This is a genomic window from Microbacterium pullorum (assembly GCF_014836535.1).
GTDB lineage: Bacteria > Actinomycetota > Actinomycetes > Actinomycetales > Microbacteriaceae > Microbacterium > Microbacterium pullorum.
In genome coordinates, this window is record NZ_JACSQP010000007.1 from 15329 (window position 1) to 40907 (window position 25579).

Below are 25579 nucleotides of genomic sequence, written 5' to 3' on the forward strand. Positions count from 1 at the left end.
GGCCCCCTCGTCTCTGGGGACGTCTTAGACCCTCTTGTTGCCGCTGATGACGCGGAAGAGGAATGCGATCAACGCGATCACACCGACGATCAGGGCGACCCACAGCAGCCAGCTGAGGGCGGAGTTCAGTCCGCCGACGATGGCAAGCACGATCGCGACGACGATGATGATCAAGAGTGCGATGTTCATGGGGGCTCCTAGTCTGTACTCCCACCACCCGCAGGGAAGCGGGGTGAGGCGCGGGTCAGCGCTCGTCGAACACGTTAGCCAGGCTGAGAGTCTCATGCCGAGGTCTTGACTGGGCCTCGTCGACGGTGCTAAGTGTGCGCGCGAGCGCTGTCAAGCCCTCTGCTTCGCGGAATCCGAGCCTCTAACGTCGGAGAACCCCTGGACGAGGAGACGAGATGCCGCGAGGACGAGGGTCGAACAGCGTGAAGGATCCGGAGCTCTACGAGAAGCTGCGCACGGACGGTGCGTCGAAGGAGAAAGCCGCCCGGGTGTCCAACGCCGCTGCGCGCGACGGACGCTCCGCCCTGGCGGAGCGCGGCGGTCGCTCCGGCGATTACGACGACTGGACCGTCGCCGACCTGCGCGGCCGCGCCAAGGAACTGGGCCTTCGCGGGTACTCGGGCAAGCGCAAGGCGGAGCTCATCGCGATGCTCCGCACCCACTGACGGTGCCGCGCCTCAGACGGGTGCGACCCGGAGTGGATGCCGGCATCCGACGTCTCCGGGCCGGCTCGGGCTTCCGCTACGTCGACCACCGCGGTGCCGGTGTGGACGCGACCGACCGCGAACGGATCACGCGGCTGGTCATCCCGCCGGCCTGGCGGGACGTCTGGATCAGCGCGGCGGCGAACGGCCACATCCAGGCGGTCGGCGTCGACGACGCCGGGCGCACCCAGTACCTCTACCACCCGGACTGGGCGCCGAAGCGAGACAAGGGCAAATACGCCCGTGCGCTTCAGCTCGCGGCGGCGCTGCCTCGTGCGCGGGCGCGGGTGACCGCCTCGCTCCGGCAGGAGGGCCTCGACCGCGAGCGGGTGCTCGCGGTGGCGTTCCGGCTGCTGGACCTGGGGGCGGTCCGCATCGGGTCCGAACGGCATCTGGCCCGCACCGGCAACCGCGGGCTCACCACGTTGCAGCGGCGGCACGCGAGCGTGGCCGGTACGACGGTGTCGCTGAGCTTTCCCGGCAAGAGCGGAAAACGGCAGCAGATCGAGATCGACGACGCCGACCTCGCGGCAGCGGTGCGACTGCTGGCAGCGGGACGACGCTCGTCTCCGCTGCTGTCATGGCAGCGCGGGCGGCGCCGTGCACGGCTCATGCCGCAGGAGGTCAACGCGTATGTGCGGGAGCTCACCGGCGGGGACTTCACGGCGAAGGATTTCCGCACGCTTCGCGGCACGATCCTCGCCGCCGACACCCTCGCCCGCATCGGCCCGGTCGACACCAAGCGCGACCGCAAGCGGGCGGAGGTGTCGGCGGTGCAGCGCAGCGCAGACGCGCTGGGTAACACGCCGACCGTCGCGCGGGGCTCCTACATCGATCCGCGGGTGTTCTCGCGCTACCGCAAGCGCAGGCTGCTCGACACCTCGGTATCGCCGGAATCGGCGATCCGCGCGCTCATTCTGGGAGGGCGTCCCTAACCTGAGCCCGTGGCGCGGTTCTCCTGGGTGACCCTCGCGCTGGTCGTCCTCGGCGGTGCGCTCGGCGTCGCCGTGCGTGCGGTGTTCGTGCTGCCCTGGGGCCAGGGGACCCACCCGCTCGTGCTCCCCGCGATCACCCTGCTCATCAACGTCACGGGGTCTTTTCTGCTCGGTGTCGTCGCCGGGCGTCTCGACCACCACCGCCCGCGGCTGCGCGCCTTCCTCGGCACGGGGGTGTTGGGCGGCTTCACGACCTACAGCGCCTTCGCCGTGCAGACCGTGCAGGTGTTCGGCGCCGCCCCCGTGGTCGGCCTGCTGCTCGCGGCCTGCTCGGTGCTCGGAGGCGTCGCCGCTGCCGCATGGGGGCTCGTGCTCGGGCGCCGCGCGACCGGCCGGCGCGCGGCGGTGGTCGAATGAACGCGTGGGAGCTGTTCGCGCTCGTCGCCGCGGGGGCGGTCGGCGCCGGCGCGAGGTACACGGTGGATGCCATCGTGATGCGCGGGCGCGATGATGTCTTCCCCGCCGGCATTCTGCTCGTCAACATCATCGGGTCGCTGCTGTTCGGCGTCGTCACGGGCCTCGGCGCGGTGCTCGCGCCGGCCTGGGGAGGGATCGTGGGGGTCGGGCTGCTCGGCGGCTTCACCACCTTCAGCGCGGTCAGCCTCGACTCCGTGCTGCTGGCACAGCGGGGGCGTCGGGAATGGGCCGTGGTGAATCTCGCCGCGACGTTCGTGCTGGCTGTTCTGGCCGCGGTGGTCGGCATGGTCGTGGGCGGTCTCATTCCGCGATGACCTGGGGTTGGATGCCCCGTGGGATACTTTCTTCGATACATCCGCGTATCGGCCGCGTTCGCGGCAGTTGTACACCCGCATCCACGCTCGTAAAGGCAGTCCGTGTCGAACCTCGCCGTCCTGAGCCTCAAGAACCGCGCTCTCATCGCCCTCGTGACGATCGTCGCCGCTGTGTTCGGTGGCCTCGCCCTCACGAACCTCAAGCAGGAGCTGATCCCGTCGATCGAGTTCCCCGCGCTGTCGGTGATCGCGACCTACCCGGGCGCCTCCCCCGACGTCGTGGCCAACGACGTCTCCACGCCGATCGAGACCGCCATCCAGGGGGTTCCGGGCCTCGAATCCACGAGCGCCACGAGCACGACGAACGCGTCGATCATCCAGGCATCGTTCGAGTACGGCACCGATCTGGCCACCGCGGAGCAGAAGATCTCGCAGGCGATCAACCGCATCAAGGGCCAGCTGCCCGAATCGGTCGATCCGCAGGTGTTCAGCCTCTCGATCGATGATCTGCCGGTCATCCAGCTCGCCGTCACCGGCTACGACGACGAAGCCGGCGTGCAGGAGCTGCTCCTCTCGACGGTCATCCCCGACCTCGAAGACGTCGACGGGGTCAACTCGGCCGAGGTCATCGGCGGAGCCGGCCAGCGCATCACGATCACCCCCGACCAGGCGCAGCTCGCTGCGGCGGGCTTCACGCAGCAGGCCATCAGCGACGCGCTCGAGCAGAACGGCGTGCTCTTCCCGGGTGGCGGCATCACCGAAGACGATCAGACCCTCACCGTGCAGACGGGCGCCAAGATCTCGTCGGTGCAGGAGATCGGAGAGCTGCCGCTCGTCCCCACCGACGCCGCCCAGTTCGGGGCCGAGACGGTCACCATCGCCGACGTCGCCACCGTCGCGGCGGAGGCCGACCCGCAGACCTCGATCTCGCGGGTCGACGGCCAGCCGGCCCTCACCATCGCGGTGACCAAGCTCCCCGCCGCCAACACCGTCGACGTGTCGACCGGGGTGCTGGCGGTGCTCCCCGGGCTCGAGGAGGCCCTCGACGGACAGGCCGAGTTCACGGTCGTCTTCGACCAGGCCCCCTACATCCAGGAGTCCATCGAGGCCCTCGCGCAGGAAGGCCTGCTCGGGCTGGCATTCGCGGTGCTGGTGATCCTGGTGTTCCTGCTGTCGGTGCGCGCCACCCTCGTCACGGCCATCTCGATCCCGACGAGCGTGCTCATCACCTTCGTCGGCATCCAGGCGTTCGGGTACTCGCTCAACATCCTCACCCTCGGTGCACTCACGATCGCGATCGGGCGCGTCGTGGACGACTCGATCGTCGTGATCGAGAACATCAGGCGGCACTACGTGGGCTCCGCCGACAAGCTGCGCTCGATCCTGCTCGCGGTGCGCGAGGTCGCCGCCGCCATCACGGCATCCACCATCACGACGGTCGCCGTGTTCCTGCCCATCGCCTTCGTCGGCGATATGACCGGTGAGCTCTTCCGGCCGTTCGCACTCACGGTGACGATCGCGATGACGGCGTCGCTGTTCGTCTCGCTCACGATCGTGCCGGTGCTGGCCTACTGGTTCCTGCGTCCGGGCAAGCCGCTGCGCGACGCCGAGGGCGACGAGGTCGATCCCGAAGACCCGGCCGCTCCGCCGTCGCGCCTGCAGAAGGCGTATCTGCCGGTGCTGCGCTGGACCCTCAAGCATTCGTGGGTCACCCTGCTGCTGGCCGTGCTGGTGCTGGCGGGTACCATCGCCGCGGTGCCGTTCCTGAAGACCAACTTCCTCGGCGACACCGGCCAGAACACGTTCACGATGACGCAGGATCTCGGCCCCGCGGCATCGCTCGAGGCGAAGGATGCCGCGGCGCAGACCGTGGAAGACGCCCTGCTCGAGGTGGACGGCATCGAGACCGTGCAGGTCTCGATCGGCTCCAGCGGCTCGGCCCTCGTCGATGCCTTCTCAGGCGGCTCCAGCGGCGCGACCTTCTCGGTCACGACCGATCCCGACGCCGACCAGCTCGTCGTGCGCGAGGACGTGCTCAATGTGGTGACCGGCCTCGACGGCGTTGGCGACGTCGCGATCTCGGCCACCGGCGGGTTCGGCTCGAGCGACATCGAGATCGACGTCACCGCCCCCGAGCAGCAGACCCTCGAGGAGGCGACGGATGCCGTCGTCACCGCCATCGACGGCAAGGACGGCGTGGAGCAGGTGACCACCAACCTGTCGGACGCGCTGCCCTACATCGCCGTGGTCGTCGACCGCGACGCCGCCGCCGCGCTCGGCCTGTCGGAAGTCGCGGTGGGCGCCCTCGTGTCGAGCACGATGCAGCCCCAGCAGCTGGGCACCGTCGAGATCGACGACACCGCGCTGACGGTGTACCTCGCGGCCTCGCAGACGCCGGCGACCCTCGATGAACTGCGCAACCTGCAGGTGCCGTCGGCGGCGGGGCCCGTGGCCCTGTCGCAGATCGCGACCGTCGAAGAGAGCCAGGGGCCCACGTCGATCACGACCGTGGGCGGACAGCGCACCGCCACCGTGAGCGTCACCCCGTCGGGAGACGACCTCACTGCTGCGTCGGCCGTGGTCACCCAGGCGCTCGCCGAAGCCGACCTGCCCGCTGCAGCCGACGCCACCGTCGGCGGTGTGGTCTCGCAGCAGGCGGACGCATTCACCCAGCTCGGTCTCGCGATGCTCGCGGCGATCCTCATCGTCTACATCGTCATGGTCGCGACCTTCAAGTCGCTGCGCCAGCCGCTGCTGCTGCTCGTGTCGGTGCCCTTCGCGGCGACCGGTGCGATCCTGCTGCAGATCGCGACGGGTGTGCCGCTGGGCGTGGCATCGCTCATCGGCGTGCTGATGCTGATCGGCATCGTCGTGACGAACGCGATCGTGCTGGTGGACCTCGTCAACCAGTACCGGGTCAAGGGACTCACCGCGCACGACGCGACCATCGCCGGCGGCGCGCGACGCCTGCGGCCCATCCTCATGACGGCACTCGCGACGATCTTCGCCCTGACGCCGATGGCCATGGGCATCACCGGGCAAGGCGGCTTCATCTCGCAGCCGCTGGCGATCGTCGTGATCGGCGGGCTCATCTCGTCGACCGTGCTGACGCTGCTGGTGCTGCCGACCCTCTACAACCTCGTCGAGGGGGCGCGGGAGCGCCGCCAGGCCAAGCGCGGCGCGCTCACTCCGGCTCCCGCCGGTGGGCCCGACCTGCGCGACGCCGTCGAGCCCGACAGCACGACCGCCACGGTGGCCCTCACGCGCCGGGACCGCCGTGCGCAGGCGGCCATGATGTCGCTGCCCGCCGTGATCCCCGACGCCGTCGCCGCGCGCGAGGGCGCGGCTGCCGATGCCGCCGCGGGGGATGCTGAGCCCGCCGCCGCACCGGTGGCGGCCGCTGAGTCCGAGATCGAGTCGCCTGCTGCCGCAGCGGACGAGGCCGAGTCGACCCCGAACGAGGAACCCGCCGTCGAGGCCGCGACCGACGAACCCGATGAAGACGCGCTGTCGGCCCTCGCCCAGGCGGTGCAGCCGGCTCGCGTCGGCGACGACACGCCGTGGACGCAGACGATCGAGGAGCCGACCGCGGAGGCGCCGGTCGACCCGACTGCCCCCGAGGAGTCGTCGGGCGAAGACGAGACGGCGGTGGACGAGGACCGCGCCGTTGTCGACGATGGCGATGCGGCCGATCCCGCGTCGGAGGTCGCAGACGAAACCGAGGTCGCAGACGATGCCGAGGTCGATGCCGAGGTCGCAGACGATGCCGAGGTCGCAGACGATGCCGAGGTCGCAGACGATGCCGAGGTCGCAGACGATGCCGAGGCCGATGCCGAGGCGGACGCCGTCGTCGACGGCGGGGCGGAGTACGCGGCACCGGACGCAGAGACCGACGAGCACGCGCAGCCCGCTCCCACCGAGACCGACGACGAGGGCGAACGCCGGGAGGACGAAGACCGCGGCTGAGCCGGCTCAGGGGGTGCGGTAGTGCGCGCCCCACTGCAGCTGCCACTGCTCGCCCGGTGCCAGCCACCGCACGCCGATGCCCGAATTGAGGGCGTCGGCGGGCGCGGTCAGCGGCTCGATCGCGAGGGCGACGGGCTGGCCCGGGTAGCGATCGGTCGTGAACAGCTGCAGATAGTCGAAGCCGCTGCCCGCCCACACGTCGACCGAGCTCCCATCGGGAGCGGTGAGCACCGCGTGCGCGCGGTCCTCGCCATCGCGGGTGAGCTGGCCGTAGGCGGTGTCGAGGTCGAGGGTGCCGACGATCCGCGGTGACCTCAAGTCGGTCGCCTCGTCGACGGGCATCTCCGCGACCGGCAGCAGCCGCTCGTCGAGCGCGAAGCGTGACGAGGCATCCACCTGCACCGTCAGCTCGCCCGTGGTGGCCGTGCCGATGCAGAAGTAGGGGTGGGCGCCGAGTGCGACCGGTGCCTCCTCGTCGCCCAGGTTCAACAGGCGGTGCGTCACCGTCAGTGACATGTCCGACACGGCATAGGTGACCTCGGTGGCGAGATGGAACGGGTAACCGGTCTGGGGGTAGACGTCGGCGGCGAGGGTGACGGTGTCGTCGGTGTACTCGATGGGCTGGTAGGCGGTGTAGCGGAGCAGTCCGTGCGAGGCGTTGCCGGTCTTGGGGTCGGTGATCGCGAGTTGACGGGTGACCCCACGCTGCGTCCAGGATCCGTCTCGCACGCGGCTCGCCCACGGCACCAGGACGATCCCCGAGGCCGCCGGTGTCGGGGAGTGGTCGGGGTAGCGGGGGACGAGATCGACGTCGCCCACGGCGAACGCCCGCACACCCGCGCCCACCTGTGAGATCTCCGCCACGGTGTCGCCCGATCGGATCGTGAACCTGCGGCCGGTCGGATCGTACGGCGAATGAGTGCTCATGCCGTCATGTTAGGGCGGTCGGCATTCTCACAGCCGCAGAGCCGATATGCTCGTTCAGTCGGCTTCGGACACTGCGCGTGGTGCGCGTGGATGGGTTTGTGAGTCCAAGGGGCCGATGGTGGGCGTCGATCGACGTGCATGACCACTATCGATAATGGCCCCGGCCGACGGATGTCCGGGTTATACCTGCGTGCCAGCGGGTGCTGTTCTCGTGTGACTAGAGAACCCAGAAGGACATATCCATGCCTAAGAGCAAGAAGCCCGCAGGCGGCCGCGCCGCCAAGAACTTCGAGCCCCGCTACGGTGCGAAGACCAGCTTCCAGGACCGCAAGCGCCGTCCCGGCGAGGCCTCGACCGGGACCACCGGATCGAAGAGCCCCGGCCACCGCGGCTACCGCGCACCGGAGCAGACGGCGGATGCCGCGCCCAAGCGCCGCTGGACCGCACAGGAGAAGGTGGGCCGCGACGAGGCCCGCAGCATCCGCAGCAACGCGGGGGACGACCGCCCTCGCCGCTCGTTCGACGACCGTCCCGCCCGTGACGACCGTCCCGCCCGTGACGACCGCGGTGGCTACCGCGGCGACCGCGTGGCGCGCGATGACCGCCGCCCCTCGGGCGACGGCCGTCCCTCCTACCGGCCCGAGCGTCCCGCCCGCTCCGGTGACGATCGTCCGGCGCGTTCCTACGGCGACCGCCCGCAGCGTTCGTACGGCGACCGTCCGCAGCGTGATGACCGTCCGGCGCGCTCGTACGACGACCGCCCGCAGCGTTCCTATGGCGACCGCCCGCAGCGTGACGACCGTCCCGCCCGTTCGGGTGACGACCGTCCGGCCCGTTCGTACGGCGACCGCCCGCAGCGTGATGACCGTCCCGCCCGTTCGTACGGCGACCGCCCGCAGCGTTCGTATGGCGACCGCCCCCAGCGTGACGACCGCCCGGCGCGTTCGTATGGCGACCGTCCGGCCCGTGCGTATGGCGACCGCCCGCAGCGTGATGACCGTCCCGCCCGTTCCTATGGTGACCGTCCGGCCCGTTCGTACGGTGACCGCCCGCAGCGTGACGACCGTCCCGCCCGTTCCTATGGTGACCGTCCGGCGCGCTCGTTCGACGACCGTCCCCGTCGCGACTCCGGCGACCGTCCCGCCCGTTCGGACTGGAACGCCGAGTCCAAGACCAAGGCGCAGCAGGACCACGTCGACGTCGTGCACGAGCGTCTGCAGGCCGAGGCCGTGCAGGCCGGCGAGGTCGCCGATGTGACGTTCTCGAGCCTCGGGCTCGGCGACAACATCGTGCGCGTGCTGAAGGAGCTCGGCGCCCCGAGCCCCTTCCCGATCCAGGCGGCCACCATCGCCCCGATCCTCGAGGGCAAGGACGTCCTGGCCCGCGGCCGCACCGGCTCCGGCAAGACCATCGCCTTCGGCGCTCCCCTCGTGGAGTCGCTGCTGCGTTCGCAGGAGGGCAAGCGTCGCGAGTTCGGCCGCAAGCCGAAGGCGCTCGTGCTCGCCCCGACGCGTGAGCTCGCGCTGCAGATCGACCGCACGATCCAGCCGATCGCCCGCAGCGTCGGCATCTTCACCACGCAGATCTACGGCGGTGTGCCGCAGGCTCGCCAGGTCGGCGCGCTGAAGAAGGGCGTCGACATCATCATCGGCACACCGGGCCGCATCGAGGACCTGGTCGCCCAGGGCAAGCTCGACCTCTCCGAGGTGCAGATCGTCGTCCTCGACGAGGCCGACCACATGTCGGAGCTCGGGTTCCTCGAGCCGATGCAGCGCATCCTCCGCCTCGTCGCCGACGGCGCGCAGAAGCTGCTGTTCTCGGCGACGCTCGACCGTGAGGTCGCGGCTCTGGTCAATGAGTTCCTCGTCGAGCCGGCCGTCTACGAGGTCGCCGGTGAAGACCAGGACTCCAGCACCATCAACCACCGCGTGCTCGTGATCGACCACCGCGACAAGGCCGAGATCCTCTCGTCGCTCGTCGACCGCGACGGCAAGACCCTCGTCTTCGCCCGCACCCGCGCGTACGCCGAGATGCTCGCCGAGCAGTTCGACGACCTCGGCATCCCCGCGGTGGCGCTGCACGGTGACCTCAACCAGGCCAAGCGCACGCGCAACCTGCAGCGTCTCACCGACGGCCGCGTCAGCGTGCTCGTCGCGACAGACGTCGCCGCCCGCGGCATCCACGTCGACGACATCGACCTGGTGATCCAGGCCGATGCGCCCGACGAGTACAAGACGTACCTGCACCGCTCCGGCCGCACCGGCCGCGCGGGCCGCACCGGCACCGTCGTGACCCTCATCCCGCGTCAGCGTCGTCGGCGCATGACCGAGATGCTCGAGCGCGCCGAGATCGACGCGCCGTTCGAAGAGGTTCGCGTCGGCGACGACGTGCTCGACGAGCTGGCGGGCCGCCAGCTGGCCGACGTCGACGCCTGATCGACTGCAAGCGCCCCGGAACCTCCGTGTTCCGGGGCGCTTCGTCGTTTGCGGGGCGGCGGCGGCGCGGCGTCTCCCCGGAACAGGTGATCTCCCGGGGACAGGCCGCTTCGGCGGCATCCATCCTGGTGCGGGGAGATCTCCTGTTCCGGGAACGGATCCGGGGCCGCCGTCAGAACAGCATCGGTGCGGCCTCCGCGGCGGCACGGCCCCGAGCCGTGGTCACCACCGGGCCCGGCCGCGGCGCGAAGCGGGGCGTGTCGTCCTCTTCGGCGCCGTTGAGTCGGTGCAGTCGCAGCAGCGGCCGCACGCGCTGTGCCAGCCAGGAGCGATACGCCTTCGGCGCTCCGACGGATGCCCCCGGGTACAGGCCGCGATACGACGACACGAGCTGCGGATGCTCCCGCTCGAGCCACTGCATGAACCACGGCTTCACGCCGGGGCGCAGATGCATCGCGCCCCACACGACCCGCCCGGCGCCGGCATCCTTGATGCGCCGCAGCGCGTCATCGAGCACGGCGACCGAGTCGTTGAGGTGGGGCACGATCGGCATGAGGAAGACGGTCACCCGGAAGCCGGCATCGGCGGCCGCGCGCACCGTGTCGAGCCGCGCCTGGAACGACGGCGCACCGGGCTCGATAGCGGCGCGCAGATGTTCGTCGGCGACGGCGATCGACATGGCGATGGACACCGGCACGGATGCCGCGGCGTCGCGCAGCAGCGGCAGATCGCGTCGGATCAGCGTGCCCTTCGTGAGCACCGAGAAGGGAGTGCCCGAAGCGGTGAGCGCGTCGATGATGCCGGGCATGAGCCGGTACCGGCCCTCGGCCCGCTGGTACGGGTCGGTGTTGGTGCCCAGCGCCACGCTCTCGCGCGCCCACGACCCGCGGTTGACCTCACGTGCGAGCACGTCGGCCACGTTGATCTTCACGACGATCTGCGAGTCGAAATCGCGCCCGGCATCGAGATCGAGGTATTCGTGCGTCCCTCGCGCGAAGCAGTACACGCACGCGTGGCTGCACCCCCGGTAGGGGTTGACGGTCCAGTCGAACGGCATGGCCGAGGCCCCGGGCACCCGGTTGAGCGCCGATTTGCACTGCACCTCGTGGAAGGTCATGCCGGCGAACTCGGGAGTCGTCACCGAGCGCACCAGCCCGTCGATGCGTTCCATCCCGGGGAGCGCGTCGGCATCCGCCACGCCCAATTCCTGCCCCTGCCACCGCATCGTTCCATGGGAACAGAACTTCGACGGTCTGTCAATGCGCCGCGCGCGTCGTTCGAACGGCGCGCGGGTGGGCTGTGTCGGCGGTCCTCCGCCGGCGGGGGAGAATGGACACGTGACGGAGCCCCCACCGCCTGCCTCCCGCCGCGCCCTGCGCGCTGCGGTCGAGAAGGCGCGCCCGGCGCCGAGCGCGCCGCGCCGTGCGGCGCGGCGACGGGGAATCGTCGTGCTCAGCGCGACCGCTGCTGTCCTCGTGTGGGCCGTCGTCGCGATCCTGTTCGCCGTGTTCGCCCCGGGCGACACGGATCGGGCCGGCGCGCCGGCAGCCGATCGCGCCCCCGCCCCCTGGGCCACCGCCCTGCCCGTGCCCACGCTGCAGGGTGCCACGCCGCCCGAGCCGTCCGCCGAAGCCGCCGAGGCTGCGGCCCCCGCCCCGACCGACGGCATCTGCACCGAGGCGGCGCTCACCGCCGCCCTCGCCGCGGGTGACGACGCCGCCGTCATCGCGGCCGCCGGGGGTGCGGCCGCATTCCGCGAGCGGGTGGCATCCGGGGCGGCCCCGTGCATCGACCTCGCCGACCCGGAGCGCGTCTGGGTCGTCGTCAACAAGCAGCGCCCCTACGCCCAGCTCGAGTATGCCCCGTCGGCGCTCGTGGCGGCCGGGACGGTGGCCGATGCCGGTCACGCGATTCTGCGCACCGATGCCGCGGCCGCCCTCGCCGAGATGATCGCCGCGGCGCGCGCCGCGGGCGCCGGCGAGGTCGGTGCGCAGAACGGCTACCGCGCCTACGGGACGCAGCGGTCGATCTACGCCGCCCAGGTCGCCCAGCGGGGTGCGGCGGGCGCCGACCTCGTGAGTGCCCGACCGGGCTTCAGCGAGCACCAGTCGGGTCTCGCCGTCGACGTCGTCCCGTGCGACCCCGCGTGCGGCACCCTCGACGACCTCGCCGGCACCCCCGCCGACGCGTGGATCCGCGAGCACGCCTGGGAGTACGGCTGGATCGTCCGCTACGAAGAGGGCTACACCGCCATCACGGGCTACGCGCACGAGCCGTGGCACCTGCGTTACATCGGCGCAGACCTCGCGCGCGCCTACCGCGAGGGCGGCTTCCACTCGCTCGAGGAGTTCTTCGAGCTGCCGCCGGCGCCCGACTACGCCGACTAGCGGCATCCCACAAAAGCGCGGTACTCAGTTCCATGCTTTGCGGCATCCGATCTCACAAGCAGGTGCGCGGCGGTGCGGTGGAGCCTAGACTCGCCACGGCGGCGCCGCCCTTCGGTGAGCGGTGCCCCACCGAGACGTCTGAGTACCCGGCGGCTGCACCGCCGACGACCTGAAGGGGGCTGCGCATGGAGCGCGACATCTACGACGAGGACCATGAGGCGTTCCGCGACGTCGTCAAGGAATTCATCAAACGCTACGCGACCAACGAGAAGCGCGAGCAGTGGGATGCCGAGGGTGAGATCGATCGAGCGACGATGCTCGCCGCCGGCGAGGCGGGCCTCATCGGGCTGTCGGTGCCCGAGGAGTTCGGTGGCGCCGGGATGCTGCAGGACTACCGCTTCCGCACGATCGTCAACGAAGAGGTGATCGGCGCCGGTGCCGGTTCGCTCGCGGGTGCCTTCGGCATCCAGGACGACCTCGCGGTGCCGTACCTCGTGCACATGGGCACGCAGGCGCAGAAGGAGAAGTGGCTGCCGCGCATGGCCACCGGCGAGGTGCTCGGCGCGCTGGCGATGACCGAGCCCGGCGCCGGCAGCGACCTGCGCGGCATCAAGACCACTGCGAAGAAGGTCGACGGCGGCTACCTCGTCAACGGCGCGAAGACGTTCATCTCCTCGGGCAAGACCGCCGACATCGTGGTGACCTTCGTCAAGACCGGCGAGGGAACCCGCCCCGACGCGTTCAGCCTGCTCATCCTCGAGAACGGGATGGAGGGCTTCGACCACGGCAAGAAGCTGAACAAGATGGGCTCGCACGGTCACGACACCGCCGAGCTGTCGTTCACCGACGTGTTCGTGCCCGAGGACAACCTCATCAGCGGCACCGAGGGCCAGGGCTTCATCCAGCTGATGATGAACCTGCCGCTGGAGCGACTGTCGATCGGCATCGCCGCGGCATCCGCCTCGCAGGCCGCGCTGGCGTGGACGGTGGAGTACACCAAGAGCCGAGAGGCGTTCGGTGAGCGCATCATCGACTTCCAGAACACCCGCTTCAAGCTGGCCGATGTCGCGACGACCGTCGACGTCATGTGGGCGTACCTCGACAAGGCGCTGATGTCGTACAAGGAGGGCAAGCTCACCGCCGAAGAGGCCGCGAAGGTGAAGTTCTGGACCACCGACCGCGAGTGGGAGATCCTCGACACCTGCGTGCAGCTGCACGGCGGCTACGGGTACATCACCGAGTACCCCATCGCCCGGGCCTTCCTCGACGCGCGCGTGCACCGCATCTACGGCGGCACGAACGAGATCATGCGCGACATCGTGAGCCGCAAGATCGCCGGCAAGCGCTGACCTGACCGGCTGGATGCCGCGGTCCCCTTCGGGTGGGCCGCGGCATCCGTCGTTTGCGGGTCGCGGCACGTGCGTCGTTCCCGGGTCGGGCGCCGGTCACCGCCGTAACCCGGTGAAAAACCACTTTCCGGCTGAGGAACCACGCGATGCGCGGTGTTTCGACCGAGGAATGGTTTCTCACCGGGGCAGGGGATGCCGCAGGCGCGGGATGCCGCAGGCGCGGGATGCCGCGGGTGGGCGACGGCGCGGGACGGCGACAGCGCGGGCGCGGGACGGCGACAGCGCGGGCGCGGGACGGCGACGGCGCGGGCGCGGGCGAACCCGGGGTCAGGCGCGGGGCCAGGTGAGCCACAGGAGCGCGGCCGTCACCACCCAGAACGCGACGACGAACACGGTGTCGCGCACGCGCCAGGGGACGAGGTGCCGCTCGGTGCGGTCGGGGTAGGCACCGAACGCGCGGGAATCCATCGCCAGCGCCACCCGCTCGGCATGGCGGATCGCGCCCGCCAGCAGCGGCACGATGTAGCCGCTCCAGCGCGCGATCGCGGCGAACGGTCCGCGGCCGCCGTGCGAACCGCGCACGCGGTGCGCCTGACGGATGACGTCCAGTTCGTACCGGAACCGCGGCACGAACCGGTAGGCCGCCAGTGCCGTGTAGCCGATGCGGTACGGCACCCGCAGCTGCTGCACCATCGCGCGCACGAGGTCGGGCCCGGTGGTCGTGAGCCCCGCCATGAGCGCCAGCGCCACGATAGCGCCGAGCCGCAGCGCGGTGGCCATGCCGATGCGCAGCGCCCCGGCATACAGCGTCCACCCGCCCACCTGCAGCACCGGGGCGGTGTCGGCGACCTGGGTGGCATCGACCCAGACGCTCATCCCGAACCCCAGCAGCAGGATGCCGGCGGGTACGGCCAGCAGCAGCAGCGCCGCGAGGCGCAGCGTGAAGCGCACCCCGATGATCACCACGACGTAGGACAGCGCGAGGAAGGCGAGCGGGGTCGCGAGGTCACGACTGGCCACGAGCGCGATCATCGCCGGCACGGGGGCGGCGAACTTCGCCAGCGGGTTCAGTGCGTACAAGAACCGCACGGGGGATGCGGGCCGCGCCTCGGCGTAGGGGTCGGCGACGGCGGTCATGCGCGGCCCCCGGGGAGGTCGCCCAGACGCACGACGGATTCGAGCAGCGGATGCCGCGTCACACCGCGCAGCGCCTCGCGCAGGGGCGGCGGACGCAGCCCCGCCCGCTGCAGCAGGTCGTCATCGGCGAACACCTCGGCCGTCGCGCCGGCGGCGAGTACCCGTCCGTCGCCGAGCACGACGGTGCGGTCGGCGTATTCGGTCACGAGCTGCATGTCATGGGTCACGACGAGGATCGTGGTGCCCTGATGGTTGAGATCCTGCAGCAGAGTCAGCAGCTCGTCGGCGCGGGCGCGGTCCTGTCCGAAGGTAGGCTCGTCCAAGGCCAGCACGGGTGCCCCCGCCACGAGTGCGGTGCCCACCGACAGGCGGCGCTTCTGCCCGCCCGACAGCAGGAACGGGTGCACGTCGGCCTTGGCGGTCAGTCCGAAGCGCTCGAGCAGCTCATGCGTGCGCTCACGCACCTGCGGCTCAGGCAGCTTCTGCAGCCGCAGCCCGTGCGCGAGCTCGTCGTAGACGGTGGCCGCGATGAACTGGTGCTCGGGGTTCTGGAACACGAACCCGATGCGTCGGTGCAGCGTGCGCCCATCGGCTCGGCCGGGGTCGATGCCGCCGACGTCGATGTGCCCGCGCGGCGGTCGCATCACGCCGGCGATCGCCTGCACGAGCGTCGTCTTGCCGGCGCCGTTGGCCCCGACGACGGCGACGAACTCGCCGGCGCGCACGTCGAGGTGCACGTCCCGCAGCACCTCGCGTCGCCCGCGCGTCACCGTGAGCCCGCGCACCTGCACGATCGGCGCGGTCGAGGGGCGGGCAGGGGCGGATGCCGGCCGGGTGCCGGCGGCGGCGCTCGCCGAAACCGAAACCGGTGCCGAAGCCGGCGCCAGCGCCGAAGCCTCAGCCGGTGCCGGCGCCGCCTGCAATGCCGCGTGCAGTTCGCCGGGGGTCAGCGGCAGCGGGTCGAGCACGTAGCCGGCGCGGCGCAGGCGCAGCGCCGCCATCGTCGCCGTCGGCAGCCACACCCCCATCTCATGCAGCTCCGCCGCGCGGCCGCGCAGCACCTCGTCCACGGGGCCGTCGACGGCGGTGCACCCCGCGTGGTCGAGCACGACCACGCGGTCGACGAGGCCGATCGCGGCATCGAGGTTGTGCTCGATGAGCAGAATCGCCCGGTCTCCGGTCGCGGCGACTTCGCCCAGCGCCCGGTAGACCTCCTCGATGCCCTGCGGATCGAGGTTGGCGGTGGGTTCGTCCAGCACCAGCAGGTCTGAGCGCAGCGCCAGCGCGCACGCGATCGCGAGACGCTGCCTGCCGCCGCCGGAGAGGTGGTCGGGGTTCTCGGCTCGTCGCTCCCACAGCCCCACCCGCCGCAGCGCCGCCTCGGCGCGGGCGAGCACCTCGGGCGCCGGCACCCGCAGGTTCTCCGGGCCGAACGCGACTTCGTCCAGCAGCGTGCCCGTCACCAGCTGCGCGTCGGGGTCCTGGAAGACCATGCCGACGTGCGTCGCGAGCCGGGCGACAGGGGTGGTCGCGGCATCCTGCCCCGCCACCTCGACGCTGCCGTCGACGGTGGCCGCGATCGCCTGCGGAATGAGCCCGTTGAGCGTGAGCGCCAGGGTCGACTTTCCCGATCCACTCGGACCGAGCAGCAGCACGACCTCGCCCCGCCGGATCGACAGGGTCGCCGTCGTGGGGGCCGACGCGAGGGCGCCCTCGTAGCGCACGCCCAGCCCCTGCACCCGCAGCAGCGGGGGGACACCGGATGCCGCCGTGTCGGACACGGCGGACTCGTCGCGAGGGGCGGAGGTCACAGGCATCCAGAACGCAGAGAAATGGGGTCGCTACCCAAGGTAGCCTGACCTAACTTCACTGCCAATCGTACGCGAGAGGCGGGCGTCAGCGGGCGACGGCTTGGGCGACACCCGCGCGACGCAGGCCCCGGCCGACGGCGAGTCCCGCGGCCGTCCACGCCACCGGTCCCAGGACCGAGATGATGAGGTAGGTCGCCTGCGCCCACGGCGCGAGCGACCCGAGGTCGGCGACCATCGCCACGACGAAAGCGACGATGCCGCCGAGGATGACGGCCGAGATGAAGAACCGCCACGCCTGCCACACCCGGTAGCGGGTGGCTGCGGCGACGAGCTCTTGGATGCCGCCGAACAGCAGCGCCGTGCCGATGAAACGCAGCGCCCAGTGCGGTGCCATCGCGGCGCCGACGAGGGCGGCCATGAGGTGCGTCAGCAGCGCCACCCAGGGCAGCCGCAGCGCCTCCTGCGCGATGATGCCCGGCAGCACGTGCACACCGAGGACGATGCCGTAGATGATCGGGACACTCGCGATGACCAGCGGCGTGAGCCAGCTGCCGACGGCGGCCATGATGCCCGTGGCGACGCCGATCGCCGCGCAGGTCAGCAGGACGCGCGTGGACAGTCGGGATGCTCGGGCCACGCCTCCAGGCTATCCGTTCCCGGGGGGTCCTGGCCGTGGGGGAGACCGGAGAAAACCGGGAGAATCCTCAGCCTCGGCGCCGCCGACTCGTCAGGCGCACACCGGGAAGCGGCGGGGCGGGGACCCGCTCGCTCCCGTGGCCGACGACATGGCCGAAGCGGGGCGCATCGGCCTCCCATGCCTCGCGGGCCTCGACGATCTCCTCGTGCGAGCGGCCGACGAAGTTCCACCACATCACGATGTCGCTCTCGAACGGCTCGCCGCCGAGCAGGAAGACGGTCACGTCGGTGACGGCGACCAGGTCGACGCCCTCGTGACCGGGGGCGAGATACAGCAGCTGCTGCGGCGCGAGCGGCACCGGATTCGCCCCCGCAGCCGGCACGACCTGCACGTCGCCCGAGACGCCGGCGAAGGCGTGCTCCCATGCGGCCTGCAGGGGCACCCGTACGCTCGTGCCGGCAGGCAACCGCAGCTCCGCTCCGACGAGTGGGGTGTAGGCGGATGCCGGGGACGTCGTGTCCGCGAACGTGCCCATCACGACGGTCGCCTCAGCTCCCTCGCCGAGCGGGACGACGGGAAGGTCCTCATGCTGCTCGAACGCCGGCGGCCCGTGGCGGCGTGATTCGGGCAGCGCGACCCACAGCTGCAGGGCGTCGAGCGGCACCGGCCCGTCGCCGAGCGAGTACTCCGAGTGGGCGATGCCCGCGCCGCTGGTCATGAGGTCGAGTACGCCCCGGCGCACCACCACATCGCTGCCGAGGGTGTCGCGGTGGCGCACCTCACCCACGAGCGGCCAGGTGACCGTCTGCAGGCCGATGTGCGGGTGTGGTTCGACGCGCATCGTGGTGGTCTGCGGTCCGAACCGGTCGAGGAAGCACCACGCGCCCACGGTGGGCAGCATCCGTTGCGGCAGGCTCCGGTGCACCTGCATGCCGCGCAGGCCTCCGAGGGGCACCTCCCGGGCCTCGAGCAGCAGCACTTCGGGGGTATCCGCCGCCTCGGTGCGTGCGGTGCCCGCCGGCTCCACCTGGGGTGCGGCCTCGGCCTCCCACCGGGTCATGGTGCAGGTGCGGGATCACTCTTGCGCGGCCATGCCACGTCGAGCCCGGGTACGTCGTGCTTGGTGAGGTACGACGCGACGAACGGGCACACCGGCACGACGGTCTCGCCGCGGCTCGCGACATCGGCCATCGCCTCGCGCACGAGCGTGGAGCCGACTCCGCGCCCCTCGAACGCCGGGTCGATCTCGGTGTGCACGAATCGCAGCCGTCCGCGCCGGTCGATTTCGAACTCGGCGTATCCGGCGAGCACCCCGCCCAGGCGGATCTCGTACCGATGGTCGTCGTCGTCGCGGGTGACGGTGTGCTGCGTGTCGACGTGGGCCATGGCGGCTCCTTCCGGTCACTGCACCCAACGTAGGCCGACCGTCTGGTGTTCCGCGAGGGCCACGGTTGCCCGAGCGTCGGGCAGACTCGACAGGGTGACCCTTCTCGACGCCGTCCGTGCCGCGCCCGATCCCGACGGCGTGTACGACGCGTTCGTGGCGTGGGCCACCGAGCGTGGCTTCTCGCTCTACCCCGCGCAGGACGAGGCCGTGATGGAACTCGTCTCGGGCGCGAACGTCGTGCTGTCCACCCCCACCGGCACCGGCAAGTCGCTCGTCGCCGTGGCCGCGCACGCGGCATCCCTCGCGAACGGCGGGCGCACCTATTACACCGCGCCCATCAAGGCGCTCGTGAGCGAGAAGTTCTTCGCCCTCGTCGACATCTTCGGCGCCGAGAACGTCGGCATGGTCACGGGCGACTCATCGGTCAACCCCGAGGCGCCCATCGTCTGCTGCACCGCCGAGATCCTTGCGAACATCGCGCTGCGCCAGGGGTCGGATGCCGACGTCGACCAGGTCGTGATGGACGAGTTCCACTACTACGGCGACCTCGAACGCGGCTGGGCATGGCAGGTGCCGCTGCTGCTGCTGCCCCGCGCCCAGTTCCTGCTCATGTCGGCGACCCTGGGAGACGTCACCGACATCGCCGACGACCTCACCCGGCGCACCGGTCGACCCACCGCGATGGTCACCGGAGTCGAGCGCCCCGTGCCGCTGCACTTCTCCTACGAGCGACGCCCCGTGCACGAGGTGGTCGCCTCGCTGCTGGACGAGAAGGAGCGCCCGGTGTACATCGTGCACTTCTCGCAGGCCGCCGCACTCGAGCGGGCGCAGGCGCTGGCGAGCGTCAAGGTGGCCTCGCGCGAGCAGCGGGATGCCATCGGCGAGGCCATCGGCGGGTTCCGTTTCAACACCGCGTTCGGCAAGACCCTGTCGCGCCTCGTGCGCGCCGGCATCGGCGTGCACCACGCCGGCATGCTGCCGCGCTACCGCCGCCTGGTGGAGACCCTGGCCCAGCGCGGGCTGCTGCAGGTCATCTGCGGCACCGACACCCTCGGGGTCGGCATCAACGTCCCGATCCGCACCGTCGTGATCACGGCGCTGTCGAAGTACGACGGCACCAAGATGCGTCAGCTGTCGGCGCGCGAGTTCCACCAGGTCGCCGGTCGCGCGGGAAGGGCCGGCTACGACCCCTACGGCAACGTCGTGGTGATGGCGCCGGAGTGGGAGATCGAGAACGAGGCGGCGTTGCGCCGCGCGGGCGACGACGCCGCCAAGCGCAAGAAGATCGTGCGCAAGAAGGCGCCCACCGGCGTCGTCAACTGGGGGCACGGCTCGTACGAGCGGCTCATCCAGGCCCAGCCCGAGCCGCTCGTGCCCCACCTGCAGCTGACCGCGGCGATGCTCATCAACGTGATCGGCCGGGGCGGCGACGTCTTCGGCAACGTGCGCTCGCTGGTGTTCGACAACCACGAGCCGCGCCGGCGGCAGTACGAGCTCGCCCGCCGGGCACTGGCGATCTTCCGCACGCTGGTCGCCGCCGGCATCGTGGAGTCGGGGCCCGACGGCATCCGTCTCACCGTCGATCTGCAGCCGAACTTCGCGCTCAACCAGCCGCTGTCGCCGTTCGCGCTCGCCGCCATCGACCTGCTCGACCCCGAAGTCGAGCTCGGGCGCGGAGCGGATGCCGCGGCCGGCGCCGCCGGTACGGTCGGCACCGGCCACTACGCCCTCGACGTCGTCAGCGTGATCGAGGCGACCCTCGACGACCCGCGGGCGATCCTCAACCAGCAGGAGTACAAGGCGCGGGGCGAAGCGGTCGCCGCGATGAAGCGCGAGGGCATCGAGTACGAGGAGCGCATGGAGCTTCTCGAGGACATCACCTACCCGAAGCCGCTCGCCGACCTGCTCGCGCAGTCGTACGAGGTGTTCGCGACCAGCCAGCCGTGGGTGCGGGACTTCCACCTGTCACCGAAGTCGATCGTGCGCGACATGTACGAGCGGGCGCTGTCGTTCGGCGAGTTCGTCGCGATGTACCAGCTCGGCCGCAGCGAGGGCCTGGTGCTGCGCTACCTGAGCGACGCGTTCCGCGCGATCCGCCAGACGGTGCCCGCCGAGGCGCGCACCGACGACCTCATGGACGTCATCGAGTGGCTGGGCGAACTGGTGCGCCAGGTGGATTCGAGCCTCGTCGACGAGTGGGAGGCCCTGACCCACCCGACCGACGACCCCGACGCGCCCGTCGTGCCGCCCGCACCGCCGTCGGTGCTGACCAACCGCCGCGCGTTCACGGTGCTGGTGCGCAACGAGCTGTTCCGTCGGGTGCGCCTCGCCGCACTGCAGGACGATGAGGCGCTCGAGGCCCTCGACCCCGACGTCGACTGGCCCGCGCGGCTGGATGCCTACTATGAGGAGCACGACGAGATCCTCACCGGGGGGCCGGCGCGCTCGCCGGGCCTGTGCGTCATCGATGAGTCGTCCGCGGCCGACGGCATATGGCGTGTCGACCAGATCATCGACGACCCCGCCGGCGACCACGACTGGCGCATCCGGGCGGAGGTCGACCTCGCGGCATCCGTCGAAGAGGGCGCCGCCGTCGTGCGTGTGACCGAGGTGGCGCGGCTGTAGCCGGCGGGCGCTGCGGTGTCTGGCCGCGGCGGTGGAGGCGCCGCGCGGTGTCGCGATGCGCCGGGGTGTTCGCCACATCTTCGGGGATCGCCGGTTCTTCGGAGCGATTCTGGCGATCGGCTCCGAAGCACGGTCGATCTCCGCAGGAGCGGCGGGATGCCGGTGGCGCCGGGGACGCTCGGCGTCGCGCCTCCGCGCGGTGGCATCCGTGACCGCCGGAGCAACCGTGACCGCCGTGGCATCCGCGCGCCTCGTCGCCACATCTTCGGGGTTCGGCAGTTCTTCGGAGCGATTCCGGCGATCGGCTCCGAAGAACCGGCGATCTCCGCAGAAGCGGCGGGATGCCGGCGGGCCGCGGCCGCGGTGGCGGTCGTGACCGCCGGATGCCGCGGTCAGCCCATTCCCCCGCCGCCGTCGAACCCGCCCCCGAAGCCTCCGCCGTCGAAGCCACCGCCGAACCCGCCGTCACCGAGTCCGCCGCCGTCGAAGCCGTAGCCGCCCGCGTCGGCGGGGACGCCGCCGAGTTCGCCGACCCACGCCGGCTCGCCGGCGATGCCGATCGACCCGGCGCCGATCGTGAAGTAGGACACGACCGTCGCCGAAGTGATGAAGTGGCTCGCCACGACAGCGAACAGCAGCGGGTCGTTGAAGGGCCAGAGCTCGGCGGCCCGGCGCTCCACATCGGCGCGGACGGCCGCCCGGCTCGCGGTCCGCTCGGTCTCGGACACCGCCGTGCCGGCACCCCCGCCCGATGGCGTCAACCGCCGGAACACGCCGGCGAGCACCTCGGGCTGCGGCTCCCGCACGCGCTCCTCAGCGGTCATGAAGGGTCGCAGCTTCTCGAACATCTCGCGCCGCTGTTCCAACGGCAGCTTGCGGAATGCCGCCTCGTGCGCGCGCTCCACAACGCTGGGCGGCAGCGTGCTCAACAGATATACGTAGCGCGACATACGCTCTTCGTCCGTCACCGCGGCGTAGGGGGTGCGGCGGCGACGTCTCCACATGGGCATGGTGCACCTCCGGCATTCGGTGGCGACAGATTACGCCGCTGCCCGCCGGTTGACCATCGTCGTCAACACCAACGATCGGCGAGGGTCGTGACCACGGTGAGCGTGCGGTTCGTCGCGACGCCGAGCAGCTTGGCCGCCCGCAGCGGATCGACCCGGCCCTCCTCGTATCCCGGCTGCAGCAGCGCGTGCGCCGCCCGGCCGCTCACGACCATCTCACCGAGTTCCGACGAGGTCGCGGCGATGTCGGCGACGGCCGCCGCGGACGGCTCGTCCTTCAGCAGATAGACGTAGTGGCGCGCGAGTCCGGGCCGCTCGGCACTGAGTCTGCGCCCGGTCTCGGCGATGTCGGCGAACTCCGCCGCCGAGAACACGATCGTCGGCACCTCGAACCCGCGATCGGCGGCGAACGCGCGCTCGAGTCGCTCCTCGATGCGGGCGCGGGAGCGCATCGCCGTGGTCAGGCGCACGTTGCCGGTGTTGATGTGCGTCGCGACATCCGTGAAGCCCGTGGCCTCGACCGCGCGCCGGATGTCCTCCTTCGGGAAGACGCGGGTCCTCCCCAGGTTGATCGCGCGCAGGAACGCCAGATAGGTCGGCACGGTGCCCATTGTGCTCCCCCGGTGCGACACGCGGTCACGGATGCCGCCGCGGCCTCGCGGCGGCGGCCGCGGCCTCATGGCATCCCGCCCCCAGTTCTTCGGAGATCGCCGCTTCTCCGGAGAGAAAGGGCGGGAATGCTCCGAAGAACCGCAGATGCCCGAAGTCATGGCGAAGAGGCGCGCGGAGGCCACGGTGACCTGGGGACTGCCCCGGCTCGGTGTCCGTCGCGCTGGGTAGGCTGTTGTGGTGGGAGACAGGCGCGAAACGACGGATGTCGGGTGGGCGCCGTCCGACGCCCCCTTCGAGGCCTACGAGCCGCCGCCCGACGAGTGGGCGCCGCCACCCGATGACGACTGGATGCCCCCGCCGGATGAGGCGTGGACGCCGCCGCGCGCGGCGCCGCCGGGCCAGGGCCCTGCTGCCGCGGCATCCGCGGGGCTGGACCTGCCGCCGCGACGCGAGCTGACCGGCTCCGACCCCGTCGCCGTGCTCAAAGAAGTGTTCGGCTACGACGCGTTCCGCGGCGATCAGGGCGATGTCGTCGCCCACGTCGTGGGCGGTGGCGACGCCGTGGTGCTCATGCCCACCGGTGCCGGCAAGTCGATCACCTACCAGGTGCCCGCGCTCGTGCGCGAGGGCACGGGGCTGGTGATCTCGCCACTCATCGCGCTCATGCACGACCAGGTCGACGCGCTCATCGCCAACGGCGTGCGCGCGGCCTACCTCAACTCCACCCAGTCGGCCGCCGAGCGTCAGGCCGTCGAACGCGACTATCTCGCGGGCGAGCTCGACCTCATCTACGTCGCGCCCGAGCGGCTCTCCAGCGCACAGACCACGTCACTGCTGCAGCGCGGCAAGCTCAGCGTCATCGCGATCGACGAGGCGCACTGCGTGTCGCAGTGGGGCCACGACTTCCGCCCCGACTACCTCGCTCTCGGCGACCTCGCCGAGCGTTTCCCCGGTGTTCCGCGCATGGCGCTCACCGCGACGGCCACCCACGCGACCCACCAGGAGCTCACCGAGCGCCTGCACCTGCCGCAGGCGCGCCACTTCGTCGCGAGCTTCGACCGGCCCAACATCCAGTACCGCATCGCCCCGAAGGTCGACCCGCGGCGCCAGCTCGTCTCGTTCATCCGGTCGCTGCCCGAGGGCTCCGCCGGCATCGTGTACGCCCTCAGCCGCAAGTCGGTGGAGCAGACCGCCGAGTACCTGCGCACGCAGGGGCTCGACGCGCTGGCGTATCACGCGGGGCTGGATGCCGGCATGCGGGCGCGGCACCAGGCCCGGTTCCTGCGCGAAGACGGTGTCGTGATGGTCGCCACGATCGCGTTCGGCATGGGAATCGACAAGCCCGACGTGCGTTTCGTCGCCCACATCGACCTGCCGAAATCGGTCGAGGGGTACTACCAGGAGACCGGTCGCGCGGGTCGAGACGGCGAGCCCGCGGTGGCGTGGATGGCGTACGGGCTCGGCGACGTCGTGCAGCAGCGCCGGATGATCGACCAGAGCCCCGGCGACCGCACGTTCAAGATGCGCATGGGCCAGCACTTGGATGCCATGCTCGCCCTGTGCGAGACGGTCGAGTGCCGGCGGCAGAATCTGCTGGGGTACTTCGGTCAGGAATCCGGGCCCTGCGGTAACTGCGACACGTGCCTGGAGTCGCCGGAGACCTACGACGGGCTCGTCCCGGCGCAGAAGCTGCTGTCGACGATCGTGCGGCTGCAGCGCGAGCGCAGTCAGTCGTTCGGCGCCGGGCACCTCATCGACATCCTGCGGGGGGCCGACACCGAGCGCATCCGCCAGCAGGGTCACGACCGGCTGTCGACCTACGGGCTCGGCGCCGACCTCACCGACCAGGACTGGCGCTCCATCGTGCGCCAGCTGCTGGCCCGCGGCATCCTCGTCGCCCGCGGCGACTACGGCACTCTGGCCCTCGGCGATCCCGCCGCCGCCGTGCTGCGCGGCGAGGCGGCGGTGCCGCTGCGGCGCGACACGATCGGCCGGCCGGCCGCCGGCAGCCGGGTGCGCAAGGCGTCGGCCGCCGACAGCCTCGGCGAGGGCGACCGTGGCCTGTTCGAGGCGCTGCGCGCCTGGCGTGCCGAGACCGCGCGCGAGCAGGGGGTGCCGGCGTACATCGTCTTCGGCGACGCGACGCTGCGCGCGCTCGCCGAGCACCGGCCGCGTACGCTCACCGACCTCGACGGCATCACCGGCATCGGCGCCAAGAAGCGCGAGGCGTACGGCGAAGCCGTGCTCTCGGTCATCGCCGCAGCCTGACCCGCGCGCCCGCCCGCGCGCCCGCGCGAGCACTCGTGCTCAGAGGTCGAGTACCCAGATCCGGAATGTCAGCTCGCTGCCACGGAACAGCTCGGTCTGTTGACCGTGCTCCCGGAATCCCGCGCCGCGGCAGAGGGCGTTGGATGCCACGTTGTCGGCACCCGGAAGAGCGATGAGCCGGTCTCGACGCCCGTCTTCCCGCACCCGCGCGATGAGCCTGTCCAGTGCCGCCCGTGCGACGCCTCTGCCCTGTCTCTCGGGCACGACGCTCCACCCTGTCTCGAAGACGGGGGTGCCCTCGAGCTCGCCTTCCCAGTAGCCGATGGCGCCGGCGGGTTCGCCGTCGACGTCGATCCGGTACATCCGTGAGGGGCTGGCATCCGCCGGGCGCAGATAGCGTTCGTGCCGGTCGAGAACCGCGGCAGTCGATTCCGGACCGCCGAGGAACGCAGTCATGGCCGGAGTGTTCATCCGCACCAGCAACCCGAGGTCGTCCTCGCTCCAGCGCTGCAAAGTCACCGGCATCCGCGCCACCTCCTCGAGTCATCTTCGCGTCCGCCCCTCCCGTCCACCAGTACTCCTTCGGCACGGG

The 25579-nt window shown here is 71.2% G+C and carries 21 protein-coding genes; 10 read left to right on the forward strand and 11 right to left on the reverse strand.

All coding sequences use genetic code 11. From position 1 onward, the window contains the following. Nucleotides 1-24: 24 nt before the first annotated feature. Nucleotides 25-189 (reverse strand): hypothetical protein, encoded by a 165-nt coding sequence (locus tag H9651_RS11715; protein WP_191719513.1) that lies wholly within the window; start codon nt 187-189, stop codon nt 25-27. Between the two features lie 215 nt (nt 190-404). On the opposite strand from H9651_RS11715, the gene H9651_RS11720 reads away from it, so the two are divergent. The 5 genes from H9651_RS11720 to H9651_RS11740 all read left to right on the forward strand — a co-directional run bounded on the left by H9651_RS11720 (nt 405) and on the right by H9651_RS11740 (nt 6405). Further along, nucleotides 405-674: a DUF7218 family protein gene (locus H9651_RS11720; RefSeq protein WP_191719514.1), complete on the forward strand. Its 270-nt coding sequence runs from the start codon at nt 405-407 to the stop codon at nt 672-674. Between the two features lie 2 nt (nt 675-676). After that, the gene (locus tag H9651_RS11725) at nt 677-1648 is read left to right on the forward strand and encodes a DNA topoisomerase IB (protein WP_191719515.1); all 972 of its coding nucleotides are present in this window, start codon (nt 677-679) and stop codon (nt 1646-1648) included. A gap of 9 nt (nt 1649-1657) precedes the next feature. Continuing rightward, on the forward strand, nt 1658-2065 hold the full coding sequence (locus H9651_RS11730; protein ID WP_318244859.1) for a fluoride efflux transporter FluC: 408 nt from the start codon (nt 1658-1660) through the stop codon (nt 2063-2065). Then, on the forward strand, nt 2062-2439 hold the full coding sequence (locus tag H9651_RS11735; RefSeq protein ID WP_191719516.1) for a fluoride efflux transporter FluC: 378 nt from the start codon (nt 2062-2064) through the stop codon (nt 2437-2439). Before H9651_RS11730 ends, H9651_RS11735 begins: the two co-directional genes overlap by 4 nt. Nucleotides 2440-2541: 102 nt before the next feature. Beyond that, nucleotides 2542-6405 carry an efflux RND transporter permease subunit gene (locus H9651_RS11740; protein WP_191719517.1) on the forward strand — a complete coding sequence of 1288 codons (3864 nt, stop codon included), beginning with the start codon at nt 2542-2544 and terminating at the stop codon, nt 6403-6405. 6 nt (nt 6406-6411) lie between these two features. Here H9651_RS11740 and H9651_RS11745 read toward each other — a convergent pair whose 3' ends face one another. Further along, the gene (locus H9651_RS11745; RefSeq protein ID WP_191719518.1) at nt 6412-7332 is read right to left on the reverse strand and encodes an aldose 1-epimerase family protein; all 921 of its coding nucleotides are present in this window, start codon (nt 7330-7332) and stop codon (nt 6412-6414) included. A 242-nt stretch (nt 7333-7574) separates the two neighbouring features. On the opposite strand from H9651_RS11745, the gene H9651_RS11750 reads away from it, so the two are divergent. Beyond that, nucleotides 7575-9767 carry a DEAD/DEAH box helicase gene (locus H9651_RS11750; RefSeq protein WP_191719519.1) on the forward strand — a complete coding sequence of 731 codons (2193 nt, stop codon included), beginning with the start codon at nt 7575-7577 and terminating at the stop codon, nt 9765-9767. A gap of 172 nt (nt 9768-9939) precedes the next feature. Here H9651_RS11750 and H9651_RS11755 read toward each other — a convergent pair whose 3' ends face one another. Further along, the gene (locus H9651_RS11755) at nt 9940-10992 is read right to left on the reverse strand and encodes an Rv2578c family radical SAM protein (RefSeq protein WP_191719520.1); all 1053 of its coding nucleotides are present in this window, start codon (nt 10990-10992) and stop codon (nt 9940-9942) included. Between the two features lie 112 nt (nt 10993-11104). Between H9651_RS11755 and H9651_RS11760 the strand changes: the two genes are divergently transcribed. Together H9651_RS11760 and H9651_RS11765 are read left to right on the forward strand one after the other, a co-directional pair. Further along, entirely contained in the window at nt 11105-12154 is a 1050-nt protein-coding gene (locus H9651_RS11760; RefSeq protein WP_318244860.1) for a M15 family metallopeptidase, read from the forward strand. A gap of 185 nt (nt 12155-12339) precedes the next feature. Next, entirely contained in the window at nt 12340-13503 is a 1164-nt protein-coding gene (locus H9651_RS11765) for an acyl-CoA dehydrogenase family protein (protein WP_191719522.1), read from the forward strand. 327 nt (nt 13504-13830) lie between these two features. Here H9651_RS11765 and H9651_RS11770 read toward each other — a convergent pair whose 3' ends face one another. The 5 genes from H9651_RS11770 to H9651_RS11790 all read right to left on the reverse strand — a co-directional run bounded on the left by H9651_RS11770 (nt 13831) and on the right by H9651_RS11790 (nt 18474). Continuing rightward, a complete protein-coding gene (locus tag H9651_RS11770; protein ID WP_191719523.1) occupies nt 13831-14640 on the reverse strand; it encodes an energy-coupling factor transporter transmembrane component T in 810 nt (269 codons plus the stop codon). Further along, a complete protein-coding gene (locus tag H9651_RS11775) occupies nt 14637-16457 on the reverse strand; it encodes an ABC transporter ATP-binding protein (RefSeq protein WP_191719524.1) in 1821 nt (606 codons plus the stop codon). The genes H9651_RS11770 and H9651_RS11775 overlap by 4 nt, the downstream gene beginning before the upstream one ends. Before the next feature lie 79 nt (nt 16458-16536). Beyond that, on the reverse strand, nt 16537-17088 hold the full coding sequence (locus H9651_RS11780; protein WP_191719525.1) for an ECF transporter S component: 552 nt from the start codon (nt 17086-17088) through the stop codon (nt 16537-16539). Nucleotides 17089-17155: 67 nt separating this feature from the next. Then, a complete protein-coding gene (locus tag H9651_RS11785; RefSeq protein WP_191719526.1) occupies nt 17156-18148 on the reverse strand; it encodes a pirin family protein in 993 nt (330 codons plus the stop codon). Continuing rightward, the gene (locus H9651_RS11790) at nt 18145-18474 is read right to left on the reverse strand and encodes a GNAT family N-acetyltransferase (RefSeq protein WP_191719527.1); all 330 of its coding nucleotides are present in this window, start codon (nt 18472-18474) and stop codon (nt 18145-18147) included. Before H9651_RS11790 ends, H9651_RS11785 begins: the two co-directional genes overlap by 4 nt. A gap of 94 nt (nt 18475-18568) precedes the next feature. Here H9651_RS11790 and H9651_RS11795 point away from each other — a divergent pair, with 94 nt between their 5' ends. Continuing rightward, the gene (locus H9651_RS11795) at nt 18569-21100 is read left to right on the forward strand and encodes a DEAD/DEAH box helicase (protein ID WP_318244862.1); all 2532 of its coding nucleotides are present in this window, start codon (nt 18569-18571) and stop codon (nt 21098-21100) included. Nucleotides 21101-21492: 392 nt separating this feature from the next. Here H9651_RS11795 and H9651_RS11800 read toward each other — a convergent pair whose 3' ends face one another. Next, complete coding sequence (locus H9651_RS11800) at nt 21493-22050, reverse strand: hypothetical protein (RefSeq protein ID WP_191719529.1); 558 nt, start codon at nt 22048-22050, stop codon at nt 21493-21495. Between the two features lie 122 nt (nt 22051-22172). After that, on the reverse strand, nt 22173-22718 hold the full coding sequence (locus H9651_RS11805; protein WP_225216703.1) for a DUF1697 domain-containing protein: 546 nt from the start codon (nt 22716-22718) through the stop codon (nt 22173-22175). A gap of 349 nt (nt 22719-23067) precedes the next feature. Here H9651_RS11805 and recQ point away from each other — a divergent pair, with 349 nt between their 5' ends. Beyond that, nucleotides 23068-24987 carry a DNA helicase RecQ gene (gene recQ, locus H9651_RS11810; RefSeq protein WP_191719589.1) on the forward strand — a complete coding sequence of 640 codons (1920 nt, stop codon included), beginning with the start codon at nt 23068-23070 and terminating at the stop codon, nt 24985-24987. 39 nt (nt 24988-25026) lie between these two features. Here the strand turns inward: recQ and H9651_RS11815 are convergent, their stop codons facing one another. Beyond that, a complete protein-coding gene (locus H9651_RS11815; protein ID WP_191719531.1) occupies nt 25027-25512 on the reverse strand; it encodes a GNAT family N-acetyltransferase in 486 nt (161 codons plus the stop codon). Between the last annotated feature and the right edge of the window lie 67 nt (nt 25513-25579).

Excerpts from the sequence above, each read along its gene's own strand:
- H9651_RS11715 (WP_191719513.1), bottom strand. The coding sequence starts at position 189 with ATGAACATCGCACTCTTGATCATCATCGTCGTCGCGATCGTGCTTGCC.
- H9651_RS11720 (WP_191719514.1), top strand. The coding sequence starts at position 405 with ATGCCGCGAGGACGAGGGTCGAACAGCGTGAAGGATCCGGAGCTCTAC.
- H9651_RS11735 (WP_191719516.1), top strand. The coding sequence starts at position 2,062 with ATGAACGCGTGGGAGCTGTTCGCGCTCGTCGCCGCGGGGGCGGTCGGC.
- H9651_RS11745 (WP_191719518.1), bottom strand. The coding sequence starts at position 7,332 with ATGAGCACTCATTCGCCGTACGATCCGACCGGCCGCAGGTTCACGATC.
- H9651_RS11750 (WP_191719519.1), top strand. The coding sequence starts at position 7,575 with ATGCCTAAGAGCAAGAAGCCCGCAGGCGGCCGCGCCGCCAAGAACTTC.
- H9651_RS11755 (WP_191719520.1), bottom strand. The coding sequence starts at position 10,992 with ATGCGGTGGCAGGGGCAGGAATTGGGCGTGGCGGATGCCGACGCGCTC.
- H9651_RS11765 (WP_191719522.1), top strand. The coding sequence starts at position 12,340 with ATGGAGCGCGACATCTACGACGAGGACCATGAGGCGTTCCGCGACGTC.
- H9651_RS11770 (WP_191719523.1), bottom strand. The coding sequence starts at position 14,640 with ATGACCGCCGTCGCCGACCCCTACGCCGAGGCGCGGCCCGCATCCCCC.
- H9651_RS11775 (WP_191719524.1), bottom strand. The coding sequence starts at position 16,457 with ATGCCTGTGACCTCCGCCCCTCGCGACGAGTCCGCCGTGTCCGACACG.
- H9651_RS11785 (WP_191719526.1), bottom strand. The coding sequence starts at position 18,148 with ATGACCCGGTGGGAGGCCGAGGCCGCACCCCAGGTGGAGCCGGCGGGC.
- H9651_RS11790 (WP_191719527.1), bottom strand. The coding sequence starts at position 18,474 with ATGGCCCACGTCGACACGCAGCACACCGTCACCCGCGACGACGACGAC.
- H9651_RS11800 (WP_191719529.1), bottom strand. The coding sequence starts at position 22,050 with ATGTCGCGCTACGTATATCTGTTGAGCACGCTGCCGCCCAGCGTTGTG.
- H9651_RS11805 (WP_225216703.1), bottom strand. The coding sequence starts at position 22,718 with ATGGGCACCGTGCCGACCTATCTGGCGTTCCTGCGCGCGATCAACCTG.
- recQ (WP_191719589.1), top strand. The coding sequence starts at position 23,068 with ATGCCCCCGCCGGATGAGGCGTGGACGCCGCCGCGCGCGGCGCCGCCG.
- H9651_RS11815 (WP_191719531.1), bottom strand. The coding sequence starts at position 25,512 with ATGCCGGTGACTTTGCAGCGCTGGAGCGAGGACGACCTCGGGTTGCTG.